12 protein-coding genes and 1 pseudogene are annotated in these 12,923 nt (G+C 36.2%); all 13 read right to left on the bottom strand.

The window, feature by feature from the left end:
- Positions 1-166: 166 nt before the first annotated feature.
- Entirely contained in the window at positions 167-340 is a 174-nt protein-coding gene (locus LACDD01_RS11750) for a hypothetical protein (protein ID WP_153925191.1), read from the bottom strand.
- A 69-nt stretch (positions 341-409) separates the two neighbouring features.
- A complete protein-coding gene (locus LACDD01_RS00595; protein WP_061412601.1) occupies positions 410-1,342 on the bottom strand; it encodes a cation diffusion facilitator family transporter in 933 nt (310 codons plus the stop codon).
- A 170-nt stretch (positions 1,343-1,512) separates the two neighbouring features.
- The gene (gene rbfA, locus LACDD01_RS00590; RefSeq protein ID WP_003135548.1) at positions 1,513-1,869 is read right to left on the bottom strand and encodes a 30S ribosome-binding factor RbfA; all 357 of its coding nucleotides are present in this window, start codon (positions 1,867-1,869) and stop codon (positions 1,513-1,515) included.
- Positions 1,870-1,910: 41 nt separating this feature from the next.
- Positions 1,911-4,628 carry a translation initiation factor IF-2 gene (infB, locus tag LACDD01_RS00585; protein WP_061412598.1) on the bottom strand — a complete coding sequence of 906 codons (2,718 nt, stop codon included), beginning with the start codon at positions 4,626-4,628 and terminating at the stop codon, positions 1,911-1,913.
- A gap of 18 nt (positions 4,629-4,646) precedes the next feature.
- On the bottom strand, positions 4,647-4,952 hold the full coding sequence (locus LACDD01_RS00580; RefSeq protein WP_004256177.1) for a YlxQ-related RNA-binding protein: 306 nt from the start codon (positions 4,950-4,952) through the stop codon (positions 4,647-4,649).
- A gap of 7 nt (positions 4,953-4,959) precedes the next feature.
- Positions 4,960-5,280, bottom strand: coding sequence for an RNase P modulator RnpM (rnpM, locus tag LACDD01_RS00575; RefSeq protein WP_004256176.1), 321 nt, complete (start codon positions 5,278-5,280; stop codon positions 4,960-4,962).
- A 4-nt stretch (positions 5,281-5,284) separates the two neighbouring features.
- Complete coding sequence (gene nusA / locus LACDD01_RS00570) at positions 5,285-6,412, bottom strand: transcription termination factor NusA (RefSeq protein ID WP_004256172.1); 1,128 nt, start codon at positions 6,410-6,412, stop codon at positions 5,285-5,287.
- A 91-nt stretch (positions 6,413-6,503) separates the two neighbouring features.
- Positions 6,504-6,980, bottom strand: a complete 477-nt coding sequence (gene rimP, locus LACDD01_RS00565) for a ribosome maturation factor RimP (RefSeq protein WP_019293047.1) — start codon at positions 6,978-6,980, stop codon at positions 6,504-6,506.
- Between the two features lie 315 nt (positions 6,981-7,295).
- Complete coding sequence (locus tag LACDD01_RS11405; RefSeq protein WP_082779239.1) at positions 7,296-8,606, bottom strand: UPF0236 family transposase-like protein; 1,311 nt, start codon at positions 8,604-8,606, stop codon at positions 7,296-7,298.
- Between the two features lie 35 nt (positions 8,607-8,641).
- Positions 8,642-8,833 (bottom strand): annotated as a pseudogene (locus LACDD01_RS00555) (family 1 glycosylhydrolase); the annotation flags it as partial.
- A gap of 267 nt (positions 8,834-9,100) precedes the next feature.
- A complete protein-coding gene (locus LACDD01_RS12590) occupies positions 9,101-9,316 on the bottom strand; it encodes a helix-turn-helix domain-containing protein (RefSeq protein WP_061412592.1) in 216 nt (71 codons plus the stop codon).
- 109 nt (positions 9,317-9,425) lie between these two features.
- The gene (gene esaA, locus LACDD01_RS00545; RefSeq protein ID WP_061412589.1) at positions 9,426-12,209 is read right to left on the bottom strand and encodes a type VII secretion protein EsaA; all 2,784 of its coding nucleotides are present in this window, start codon (positions 12,207-12,209) and stop codon (positions 9,426-9,428) included.
- Between the two features lie 194 nt (positions 12,210-12,403).
- Positions 12,404-12,742, bottom strand: a complete 339-nt coding sequence (locus LACDD01_RS00540) for a DUF4176 domain-containing protein (protein ID WP_255357161.1) — start codon at positions 12,740-12,742, stop codon at positions 12,404-12,406.
- Between the last annotated feature and the right edge of the window lie 181 nt (positions 12,743-12,923).

The following is a 12,923-nucleotide window of genomic DNA, read 5'->3' as shown; positions in this document are numbered from 1 at the left end:
TCCTCATTTGTTTAATAATACTTCGTTCATTATAGCACAAAAACGGTTTATTTTTCCTGTACAAGCAATCTTTTTGTATTTTTATAAAATAAAAAAGCTTCCTCTAAGGATTCGCTCTTTTATCTTGTATCAATCTTCATTTCAAAAAATCGCTTTTTAGTGTCAGTCAGTATTTAAAATTTATATGAGATAAAACATTCGGTATTTCAGCAACAAATAATGCAATAATCACAAATAAAATTGCAATCAAGGCAATTTCCCACACCATCAAGATAACCAATGGATGAACACCGTCAATATATAATTTATCTGCAATTTTGTCCATCCAGTGTTGTTTCATAAACATAATATATCAGATAAATTATAAAAACGCAATCGTTAGTCTCCAATTTATTGATAATTACTCGCTTTAATGCTGATAATTATTATCAAATTCATCGACTTCGATATATATGTAAGACTTTTTGTCCGGCAGTGCTTTTCGAATATCTTTTTCGATTGCATTAATAATTTCATAGCTGTGTGCTTCATACTCTGCTGGAATATCAATCTTTGCCGCAATTAGAATTTCAGTTGGACCGATGTGGATTGTCTTGATATCAATCAACTGTTTAACTGTTTCACGAATAAAGCTACGTGTTATTTTTTCTAAATCTGAAGCAGTGACACTTTCACCAACAATTAAACTATAGAACTCTCGCACCAAAAAGACTGCTGCTGCCATAAGCAATAAACCAATCAAGATTCCGGACAGAGCATCATACATGGGGTTCCCTGTAAGAAAAGTGAGAACTGTTCCTCCAAGTGCTAACATTAAACCAATAATGGCACAGAAATCCTCCGCAAAGATAACTAAAATCTCACTGTGTCGGCTCTCATGCAAAAATCTAAACAAGGATAATTTTTCGGTATTGAGCTCTTTAATTTCTTTAAAAGCAACGCGAAGTGAACTGCCCTCTATAATCATGCCAAAGAGTAAGATAGCAATCAGAAGCAAAGGATTATTGACCTCATGAGCAGGGTGGACTAGTTTGTCATAAGCCTCCATTACACCAATAACGCCACCACCAAAAAACAGGAAAGTAGCGACCAACATGCTAAAAAAGTATTTTGCACGCGCTTCTCCAAAAGGATGGACCTGGCTTTGTGCTCTTTTAGCACGCTTATCACCAAAAAGCAACAAAACTTGATTTCCACAGTCAACTAAACTGTGTATGCTTTCGTTGAGCATTGCCGCACTACCACTTAAGGCATAACCTACAAACTTACTTATTGCCACTAGTACATTGGCACCAAGGGCTGCAATCACGGATCCCATGCCAGTATGTTCTTTTTCTGCCATAATATTTTTCCTCATTATACTTTTTAATTTGATTTTAACACAATAACCTGCTTTGCACATACAAGTGCGACTTTTAGCATTTTGCCATGAGTATTATAGCACAGTCCCCTCATTTTTGCAGACTATATAATAAAAAAATAAGCCTCAATGATGAGTGCTTATTTTTTTTATTAATATTCTGGTTTATCCAAATTACGGAGAAGTTCATCGATTTTTGAACCATATTCGACAGATTCATCTTTGGCAAACTTCAAATCCGGGATACGATACATGGTCATACGTTGTGCTAACTCACGTTTAACAAGACCTGTAGCTTTTTCCAGACCTTTTTTAGCTTTTTCATTGTCACTGGCAAGGTTAGACAGCAAGCTGTAATAAACTGTTGCTTGACTCAAATCACCTGTCACTTGAACATCTGTAATATTCACATCTTGAACGCGGGGATCTCGAATCTTATGACGCAAAATATCATTGATTTCACGTTGGATTTCGACAGCCACACGATCACTGCGGAAGGAAGTGCCCATAATCATTCTCCTTTTTTATTTTTCCTCAAACATTTTAAATTTTAACGCTTGATTTCAACCATTTTATAAACTTCAAATGTATCGTCAACAAGAATGTCGTTGTAGTTTTCTACCATCAAACCACCTTCTTGTGCATTACCGACTTCTTTAACATCATCTTTGTAATGTTTCAAGCTAGCGATAGCTCCATCATGGATAACTACACCGTCACGAATAACTCGAACGCTGGCATCACGTTGAACTTTACCACGGATAACCATAAATCCGGCAATTGTACCAACTTTAGAAACGTTGAATGTTTCACGGACAATCGCTTCACCGATAATTTCTTCTTTGTATTCTGGATCCAGCATACCACGCATGGCTGTTTCGATTTCTTCGATAACTTTATAGATGATGCTGTGAAGACGAATATCTACATCTTCATGCTCCGCTTGCTCACGTGCAAGTCCCGTTGGACGAACATTGAAACCGATGATAATCGCATTTGAAGCTGCTGCTAATGAAACGTCTGATTCACTAATCGCACCAACTGCCGCGTGAACGATATCAACTTTTACACCTTCAACATCAATTTTTTGTAAGGAAGCAGCCATCGCTTCAGCTGTACCTTGTACATCAGCCTTGATGATGATGTTAACTGTTTTAACTTGACCTTCTTTAAGTGTATCAAAGAGGTTATCAAGACTTACACGACGTGTGCTTTGACGTTTAATCAATTGGGCACGTTTGGCACGTTCTTCACCAGCTGCACGTGCAGATTTTTCATCTTCAAAGACGGCGAAATGATCACCAGCTTGAGGCACATCAGAGAGACCTGTCAATTCGACTGGTGTTGATGGCAAAGCTTCTTTAATACGACGACCCAAGTCATTTGTCATCGTACGTACACGACCATATGTGTTACCAACAACGATTGGGTCTTGAACGTGAAGTGTACCTTGTTGTACCAAGAGTGTTGCAATAGCACCACGTCCTTGGTCAAGACGTGCTTCAACAACTGTACCAATAGCACGGACAGTTGGGTCTGCTTTAAGTTCTTGCATTTCAGCAACAAGCAAAACAGTTTCCAAAAGAGCATCAAGATTTTGATTGAATTTAGCTGAGATTTCAACAAATTCAGATTCACCGCCCCAAGCTTGTGACATAACACCATGTTCAGCTAATTCTTGAATTACACGCTGTGGGTTTGCACCTGGTTTATCAATTTTGTTAATGGCAACGATGATTGGTACACCAGCAGCTTTTGAGTGATTGATAGCTTCAATCGTTTGTGGCATAACACCATCATCAGCAGCAACAACCAAGATTGTAATATCGGTTACTGAGGCACCACGTGCACGCATGCTTGTGAATGCTTCGTGCCCTGGTGTGTCCAAGAAAGTGATTTTCTTATCTCCAGTTTTGATTTGATAAGCACCGATATGTTGTGTGATACCACCAGCTTCACCTTCAGTGACACGAGATTCACGGAAACGGTCAAGCAAGGTTGTTTTACCATGGTCAACGTGACCCATGATTGTAACAACAGCTGGACGTTCTACCATGTTTTCTTCGTTAAGGTAACCTTCTTCAACGAAAAGACGTTCAATATCAGATTGGTCTTCTTCCACTTTTTTAACTGGAGTAATACCATAATCCATAAGGATTAATTCCAAAGTATCTTCATCAAGAGATTGGTTTTGATTAACCATTGTTCCCATCATGAAAAGTTTTTTGATGATCTCAGCTGGTTCACGTTTGATTGCTTTTGCAATATCTTGAACGTTCATTCCTTCAGCATATTCCACTGATTCTGGTAATTCATGATATTTACGAGTAGATACTGGTGCGGCAGATTGTTGGTTTTTACCTCCACGGCGACCTTTTTGATTCCAGTTTGAGTTACGTGCATTACGTACTTGATTACGGTTATCATTTACACGCAATGGTCCGCCTGGGCGACGACCATCTGAAGATTTGTCGTGTTCGTTTTTCTTGCGGTCACGATCACGGCGGTTATTGTTTTTACCGGAAGTAGCAGGTGCTGTAAATACTTCTGTTGAGGGTTTACTCTCAAATTTATTGCCGCCACGATTTTGGTTATCATTATTGCGACGATTGTCATTTTGATTGCGACCTTGTCCACCGCGACGATTGTCATTGTTACGGCAATCATTTTGACGACGTTCTTGACGAGCAGCATCTTTTTTCGCTGCTTCTTTTTTGATATCTTCTGCGCGTTTTACGACTTTGATTTGAATCCTTGGTTTTTTATCCAATGCTTTTTTAGGTTCTTCTTTCACTGGCTCAGTAGTTTTTTCTTCTTGCTTTTTCGCTGCTGGAGCTGGAGCTTCTGATTTCTTCTCTACTTTTGGCGCTGTTTTTTCTTGTTTTACTGTTTTAACTTCTTCCACTTTTGGTTCAGCCTTTACTTCAGCTTCAACCTTTGCGGCTTTTTCTGCTTCTTCTTTAGCTTTAATACGTGCCAAGATGGCAGGATCTTCAACCACTGCTTTTCCTGCAAAGGTGCGTGGCGCGTCATCTTTTTTCTTTGATGTTTTCGCTTTTGGCTGGGTATCTTTTGCTAGAGCAGCTGTTTTTTCTGCTGCAGTAGTTCCTGATTTCACACGTGCAATGATTTTTTCTGCTTCAGCATCTGTGACTGAACTTGAGTGAGCTTTAACAGCCAAGCCCAATTCTTGTGCAGCTGACACAAGATCAGCATTTTTCAATCCTGTTTCTTTTGCGATTTGATTAATTCGTTTTTTATCAGACAATGTTGTCCTCCTTATTTTTTAGTTAGTCATAAGGCTCTCCATTTTCTTTGCAAATCCATCATCAGCAATGGCTAACACTTTTCGATTAGCACCAATTGCTACTGAAAGTTCATTTACTGAGAACGTTTGTAAGACGCTTACCTCATAGTAACTCGATTTATCGGTGATTTTTTTGATCAAATTCTCTGACGCATCATGGGCAACAAAAACTAAACTGGCTTTGCCATTTTGAATGGCTTTAACCACAAGTTCTTCCCCTGTGATGACTTTTCCTGCACGTTTAGCAAGACCGAGTAAATTCAATACTTTTTTTGTATTATTCATATTAGTCTTAGTCCGGTGCCAAGTCTGCCGAATAAGTAGCTTCTGCTAATTCACGGCGTGCAACTTGGTGTTCAACATAACTGATCAGTTCGTCATAAAATTCGTCTGAGATTTTTGTACTGAAAGTACGATCAAAGACATGTCTCTTCTTAGCGAGCTGTGCTTCTTCATTTGATAAGGCAATATAAGCACCACGGCCATGTGCCTTACCTGTCGGGTCAATGGAGATTTGCCCCTCTTTGTTAAAAGCAATACGTAAAAGATCACGTTTAGCGATTTGCTCACCAGAAACTACAGACTTTCTCATGGGAGTCTTTTTTTGTTTCATAGGCCTATTCTTCAGTTGTTGCTTCTTCTGAAACAGTTTCAGCAACTTCTTCTACAATTTCATCTACTTCTTCAACAAGTGCATCAAGCTCCGCCATTTCCTTTTGGAAATCTTCTTCGGACTTGATATCAATCTTACAGTTTGTAACGTGTGCAGCAAGACGTACATTTTGTCCACGTTTACCGATTGCTAAGGATAATTGATCTTGAGCAACGACTGCAATTGCTGAACCGTCTTCACGGATAGCCACTTGCTCGATACGAGCTGGTTTAAGTGCGTTGGCAATCAAGGTTGCTTTGTCGGCATTGTATTCGATGATATCCATTTTTTCACCCGCAAGCTCACGGATAATACCTTGAATACGTGCACCTTTTGCACCAACCATTGTACCGATAGCATCGACGTTTTCATCATGACTTTCGACAATGACTTTCGCACGATCACCTGCATCACGCGCAACAGATTTGATTTCTACTGTTCCATCGTAAACTTCAGGGATTTCTTTTTCAAACATACGTTTAAGCATATCTGGCGCTGTACGGCTGATGAAGACACGTGTCCCTTTTGGTGTCAAAAGTACGTCAGTCACATAAACTTTCACTTTGTCACCAACGTGATAATTTTCTTGACTGATACGGTCTTTGGCTGTCAAAAGTGCATCCACACGACCCAAGTTAACGTAAACTGCACGCGCATCAACTTTTTCAACGGTACCCATGATGATTTCATCTTTATAACGGCTGTATTCATTGTAAATGATTGTACGTTCTTCTTCACGCATTTTTTGCATGATAACTTGTTTAGCTGCTCCCGCTGCTGTACGTGCAAAATCTTTTGGTTTTTCTTCAAACATGATTTTGTCGCCAATTTCATAATGCGGGTTTAATTCTTGGGCATCTTCAAGTGAGATTTCAAGACGGCTATCAAAGACTTCATCCACAATTTCACGTGTTGAGTAAACATTGAAGTTTCCTTTTTTCTCATCGAAAATAACTTTCACATTTTGTGCTTGACCATATTGGCGCTTGTAAGCAGCTGTGATTGCTTGCTCAATTGCTTCGATAACAATCTCTTGTTTAATGCCTTTTTCTTCTTCTAGCATTGTAAAGGCGTTAAGCATTTCCTTGCTCATTTTGTTTTTTCCTCTTTCTTGAGTTTTTTGGAAAATATTTTCTTTTTATTATTTCGGTTGAGAGACTTACTCTCAGAGCATTTAGAATTTCTTACAACTTCACTAAAGTTGTTGCTTTTGAAATCTTATCTGCTGGAATTTCAACTGTTTTCTTACGGGCTTTATCCATATATTCTACAGTTAAGGTGTTGTCCTCAAACTTCACCAAATCTCCAACAAATTCTTTTTCGCCTTCAATTTTTTGATAAAGTTTTACAAGAATGTACTCACCAATGGCACTTTGAAAATGTTCAGCTTTTTTAAGCGGACGTTCTGCACCAGGGCTTGCAACTTCAAGCATATAACCTTCCGTTGGAAATGGATCTGGCGAAATTGTGTCTAGCAAAGGTGAAAGAATTTCACTTAAATCGGCTGTGTCTTGAATCGTAATGCCATCTGCCTTATCCACCAAAAGTCGCAAAACCATATCTCCGCCAAGTTTTTCCCACTCAACATCAATCAATTCAAACTCTTCTGGTAGGTGAGGCAAGATGAAATCTTCTACTGTTTTTACAAGTGTTTCTGACATCTCTTCTCCTTTCAGAAAACAACACAGAAGGAGCGTCCTCACGAACGCTCCTTTCTAGTAGTTTTTTATTTAAGACTATTATAGCACATTTTTGCGGTTTGTCAAGAGGCATGATTGCGCAGGATGTGTTATGCAAACTGGGAAACCCCCTCAAAAAAATAAATTATCTTGTTGCGTAAAGAAATTTATTGTTTATGCTAACTTTTTTATTTTATTAAGCCCATTATATCCTTTTCGGTACGCTTTTGCAAGAAATCAAAGTACAAAAAAACGATCACTAAATATGTGATTTTCTTTTGTTTAGATTGTTATTCTTTATATTTTTTGAGACGGATGTCTCTTATCGACATAATGTCCCTGTCTTCCCTGTTTTCTATAGCGACTCATAATATCTCTAGAGTGATAAATTTCATCATATTCTTTATACTTCGAATATTTTTTACGCCACTCTCCATTAAAAAGTTCCCCCAAGGTATTTTTCCTCTTCATTAAGATAATGTGAATCATTGTAAGTGAACCTGTGAGCGACCAGTACATGCCTCTATGTTTCATTCTATGCGTAATTTTTTTATGATTGGCTTCTATCACAGGAATATCTCTATAAAGAAGGCCCCTTTGTCCTGAGGTGGCTGAATACTTGTAATTGTGAAGCATTCTTTTCTTAAAAATCCTGAAATCTTCTTGTTGTTCTTCTGTCCCCAAAATTACATTGGATTCCATTGTGTCTATAGCTAGGTGTAATTTTTCGCGATTTTGTTCTCTTATAGATTGGTTAAATAGTTCTTTTATTTCTTGTTCCATGCGACCAGTATGGTCCGAAATATACTTAAAGATATGCCAGCGATCCCAAAAGTGGTGATGATTGTGTTTCAAAATACCTATGTCACTACAGAATTCCTTAAAGATATGTGCAGTATATCCTGTTCCTTCATCTGAGCGTGTATAAAGGAGAGTGTCTGGAGTGACCTCATAGTGATTATAAATATGATCTATGACTTGTTGCTTTGCATGAGCAGACCTTATAGAATAAAATTCCCGAAAATTTTGAATTTTTCCCTTGTCCTTTCCTGTATGAACAACGTAATGCGAAAAATCTGTATTTTTTCGTTTTTCCTTTTGTGAACAAGTTTTTATTCTCAATCCATCTGCTTCCACATAGATAATTGGGCTCTTTATTTTTGGGGGAATATTCTCCTTCTCACTATAAAAACGATATTCTTCACGCTCTTTCAAAAGATTAGAAACAAACCTACGTGCTTGAACTACTACCCAAGTGCTAATTTCTATATCCCTCTGATTCATGATTTCTGTAACACCTCGGAAGGTCATTAATGGAAGATTTACTGCAATTTCTTGTAAAAGTCCTTCTGAGATACGTTGACGCTTTTTTATTCCCAAGTATTTATCAACTGGATAAACGTTTTCTTCCCCTCTCTTCCAACGTTTACGCTTAAACGTGATTGTGCCAAACGTGAAGGAAACAGTTTTTTCTACATATCCTTTAAAAATATAACCTTTAGCTTTCATTCTAGGGGTTTGTTCTTCATCATAAGTTTCAATTTCTGATAAAAATAACTCTTGCTTACTCTGCTTTTGTTTTTTATCAAAATCTACTTCAAAATTCATCGTTTCTCCGCCTTAACATTAACCTTAAGGTTAAGCGTAAGATTTAGAATAATTCCAATTTTGCCTTTTAGTTTCATCTCATGATAAAGATTGATTACCCTAGAGCTTGCTAAGTTCAAGTTATATATTACTTGGACTGCTTCCTTCCCTTTTCCTGAATAGTTAGGGAAATGCTGACCATATAAATATCCCGCTTCTGGAATAACCATTGGCTCATTAAAAGTTGAACAAACAATAAGTAAAGGAATTGACTGGGGATGCAACATCATTCTGTCACAACTTTTAATGATTGGTTTGTTCTGATATTTTTACTTTACCAATTACAATTTTTATAGTGAAAGCTCCTCTAGCATAAAATTTTTGCCTTGCACGAATTCTTCAGTTTTCTTTCATTTCAAAAAAATAAAAAAACACTGGTTGATAAAATTACAACCAGTGGTTTTTACTTAGCCCTCAAAATCATTTCCATTAAATCATCGTATCGTAGTTATCATTTAACTAAATAATAGATTAATATCAAAATCAGGAAAACTTTCTTTTAATTTCAAAAGAAAGTTATAGCTCGGGTTTCTAAAACCCAATTCTATCTTCTCATACATTGACTTTGAAAACTCTAACTTCGTAGCCATCTCATATCGTGAATAGTTTTTATATTCTCTAAAATTTTGGAGTTCTCTGTTATTTGCGTTCACTATCTTCTCCTTTTTCATTTTATAAATACATTATACAATATTATAGGCTAAGTACAATTTCCAAAGTTTTTTTATTTATTGAAAAGTAAAGCTTAACATTGAACATGATCTTACGCCTCAATAGTAATCAAAGTTTTTTTCGGAGAGAAAGAAAGCGAGAAATCATTGATCCAAGAACTCCAAGAAGAACGCCTAAAGCTAAAACAATTGGCCAACGCCAGTCAAAATTATGTGAGAGCGTGCTTATTTTTTTCGTGAGATTTTCAATACTTAAAGGCTGTGCAAAGAAGTTAAACAACTGCTTCTTATCTGCTTTTTGATCCCGTGTATTCGCAAGTACTTTGCTGAAATTACCATTATAGTCTTGACTTTCCTTGAAAGAATCATCTCCTGCCTTTAGGAGGTCATCTGTATTCTTCAATAATTTCTCCGCAGATTTTTTCGTTTCTTGCGTACTCTCCACCATTTGCTTAAATTCATTCGCATTGTCTTTAATCATCTGAGCGCTTTTAGATGTTTCTTCCGCACTTTTTGCTGTCGAAGTTGATAATTCAGAAATGGTTTTGTATAACGCTTCACTTGAAGTTTTATCTTCATAAAGTGCCTTATCGTTTGAATTATACTCTTCCCAAGATTTTAATGCCAAGGTTTGTTCTTCATTCTTTTTCCATGAATCATGTTGTTGGGTAATTGAAGTTAAAGTGGTTTTATACCAGTCCTCTAAATCTTTGATATTTTTATTAAAAATATCATTGGGCATATTCTTGCTCAAGATTTCTTTATCTTTATCTAAGTTCTCTAAATTGGAATTCAAACTTTTAATACTTTGAATCAATTTTTCAATATTTTCATGGCCAGACTGTTTGAAGCTCTCCACGTCCTCTTGACTCAGTCGCGTTTTTAATTGTATCAAATCCATATTCCCATAGAGGCTATAAATAGATTGATCCGACAATTTTTTAAAGTCTTCTAGAGTAGGAGAAATAGAAAGATTATCTCTCATATCTTCTATATTATAACCAGGAGCCCCGTATGACCAGGTTATAAGATTTGAAGCGGTGTCTATATTATTTAAAAGTTGTGCGATTTCTCCAAAGTGTTCACCTCCTAAATACTCCGAAACTGTATCTTCTGGGTACAAGGTAAAGTTAGAGGTGGTTTTGGATTCAATAGTATTATTTTCACCCCAGCCAAAAGAGAGGGTTGTCTGTGTACTTTGGCCTAATGTAACATCATAGATAACAGTAAAGGTTGCATCTTTTTTGTTTTCTTCTTGACTCGTTATCCCCTCATTATTTGTCACCTCATGATCTTTATTATGTAACTCCACCACATTACCATTAACATTACTCGAAGCTTCATCATTGCTTTCTGCCGAACTTATAAAAGTAATGCGATCATTTCCATCTATGGGACGAAGAGTGTAGTTCTTACCTGCTGGAACAACTATCTCTAATGTCTTTTGAACAGTTTGATTCGTTACATTATCACTTGGTGCATCTGTAAATTTTGCTTCAGCTGACTGTGCTCCAGAAACATTTCCAAAACGGTAAATCAAATCCAGTTCATTTTTATACTTGGAAACATCTACTCCCTTTTTCTCCATTGCTTTAAAAAGGGGGTCATAGCTTGAGGCATCTCTCCAATCAAGTTGACTCAAGATATTATTAATGCTTTCAACATATCCTTTTGATGAAAAATTATCCGTTTGTCCAAAAGACGAGGCTAATTTTTGAGCGAGCGCTTGACGTGCATTTGTTTCGTTTTGATATTTATTTTCGAGCTGATCAAAGTTTGTATTGTTCACTTCCAGATTATTTTGAGCGAAAAATTGTTGGTATAAATCACTTTCTAAAGAAAGCAATTTTTCTCTATTTTCTGTGAGAGTATTGATCTGTTCTGACAAGTCATCATGTACACCTGTAATAACAGCATTATAGTCCTGAACTTGGTTTTTTAATTCTTTGAGTAAGCCAGCTTCATTATTATCATCCTCTTCTGAGAAGTTCGATAAGTGATTCAGAGTGTTTTTATAGGACGCGTCAAACTGCTTAAAGTAATTTTCTTGATCACTGTCCGCCTGATCTGAAATGCCTTGATTCCCATTTTTTACGTTGATATCTGCAATTTTTTTCTGAGTATCAAAGTATTTTTGTAGGGTCGGTAATTGATTGTTAAAACTTTTACTTGTACCATTAAGCATGGACTGCGTAGATTTTGTAAAACTGTTTTGGGCATCAATCCATGACTTGTTCATGGATTGGAGACCGTTGGCACTTGAAATTACCGTTGAATAGCCTTGGTTAGTAGTCTGAAAGGGACCATAAATATTTTTAGACAGACTGGTTAAGACATTCCCTTGGTTGTTGAGAACATCATTCATATTATTTTGAGCCTCTGAGATATTACTTGCGACAGAAGCATAGTACATTTTTACAATATTTTGGTTGAAGTCATATAAAATATTTGTAATCTTATCATTCAATAGATTTTGAGATAAAGCAGATTGGTTCTCTTGTAATTTATAATTTACTTTTGATTGCATCGGTTGAATATCCTGCAAAGTCAAAATATCATGTGAAAACGATTGGGGGATATAGATAACTGCATCAACAGATTGATCTGAGTAGGCGCGGTCTGCGACAGAACGAGAAACCACTTGCCAGTTGTACTTTGTATCTCCTGATACTAAATTGACAAAATCCCTCCCAAAATTGTAATCTTTCTTGTTAAAACTTGAGGCTTTATCTTCGTTAACAAGAGCAATCGTCGGTTTGGACGCTTTCTCCTGTGATTTTTTATTTGTACTCAGATAAGCTAACGTCCCCACCAATACGAGAATACAAGCAACTAAAGTCAATATTGATAACCAACGTATTTTTTTTAAGTTTTTATTCATTTTTTCATTCATAAATCTTTCCTTTTGTTTGTCCACTCATTACTACTAATGACTTCTTGAATCATCACTAGTAATTAGTAGAATAACTTCTACTAATTTTATTATCAAAATTCATTCATTTTGAATATTAATTTTTATAACTTCTTAGTTCAAAGAAAAATAGCTTTTACTATCTCCCTCATTAAATTATGTTTAACCTATTATTTTTATTGGAATTCAAAACCTGTGCTCTCTTTTGATGAATCTCCTCTTCCTTTTTTAAGGTTTGAACCTTCTTTGATTTCCCAGTTCTCATAAAGTTGTACAAATCGTAATTCTTCGTCATCGCTGTATCCTTCAAATATGACTTTATCAATATCTTCTTTATTAAAATAAAGTACTTGTTCAGGATTTAATCCTACAGGATAAATCGCTCCTGAATAATCAAATAGAACTTGTTCCCCATTGTCTTCAATCACTGATCCGCGATTTAATATCATCACTTTTTGTGTTCCTTCTTTTAGATAAATGATTGTTCCTATTGGTAAAATTTTATTAGTATTCAATTCTGTTCTCCTTTAAATTAAATTTACATCTTTATATATTATGGTATGTACTAATTATTATTTTCTGTAATTGTGAAATCGTAATCTTTATAAGCCGAGGCTGCAATTGGACTCATTTTGGTTGAAATATATAGAATGAAAAATATAGCAGATACCACCATCAATAGTATGCTTTCCCCCC

This window comes from Lactococcus sp. DD01, assembly GCF_001578715.1.
In the GTDB taxonomy this organism is placed as follows: domain Bacteria; phylum Bacillota; class Bacilli; order Lactobacillales; family Streptococcaceae; genus Lactococcus; species Lactococcus petauri.
The sequence above is the reverse complement of the archived record's forward strand: the minus strand, read 5'-3'. Positions and strand labels throughout refer to the sequence as shown.

What these genes read in the sequence shown, in the direction of transcription:
- LACDD01_RS11405 (WP_082779239.1), bottom strand. Translation starts at nt 8,606, where the DNA reads ATGAATTTTGAAGTAGATTTTGATAAAAAACAAAAGCAGAGTAAGCAA.
- rnpM (WP_004256176.1), bottom strand. Translation starts at nt 5,280, where the DNA reads ATGAAACAAAAAAAGACTCCCATGAGAAAGTCTGTAGTTTCTGGTGAG.
- LACDD01_RS00595 (WP_061412601.1), bottom strand. Translation starts at nt 1,342, where the DNA reads ATGGCAGAAAAAGAACATACTGGCATGGGATCCGTGATTGCAGCCCTT.
- nusA (WP_004256172.1), bottom strand. Translation starts at nt 6,412, where the DNA reads ATGAGCAAGGAAATGCTTAACGCCTTTACAATGCTAGAAGAAGAAAAA.
- LACDD01_RS00580 (WP_004256177.1), bottom strand. Translation starts at nt 4,952, where the DNA reads ATGAATAATACAAAAAAAGTATTGAATTTACTCGGTCTTGCTAAACGT.
- rbfA (WP_003135548.1), bottom strand. Translation starts at nt 1,869, where the DNA reads ATGGGCACTTCCTTCCGCAGTGATCGTGTGGCTGTCGAAATCCAACGT.
- LACDD01_RS12590 (WP_061412592.1), bottom strand. Translation starts at nt 9,316, where the DNA reads ATGAAAAAGGAGAAGATAGTGAACGCAAATAACAGAGAACTCCAAAAT.
- rimP (WP_019293047.1), bottom strand. Translation starts at nt 6,980, where the DNA reads ATGTCAGAAACACTTGTAAAAACAGTAGAAGATTTCATCTTGCCTCAC.
- LACDD01_RS11750 (WP_153925191.1), bottom strand. Translation starts at nt 340, where the DNA reads ATGAAACAACACTGGATGGACAAAATTGCAGATAAATTATATATTGAC.
- esaA (WP_061412589.1), bottom strand. Translation starts at nt 12,209, where the DNA reads ATGAATGAAAAAATGAATAAAAACTTAAAAAAAATACGTTGGTTATCA.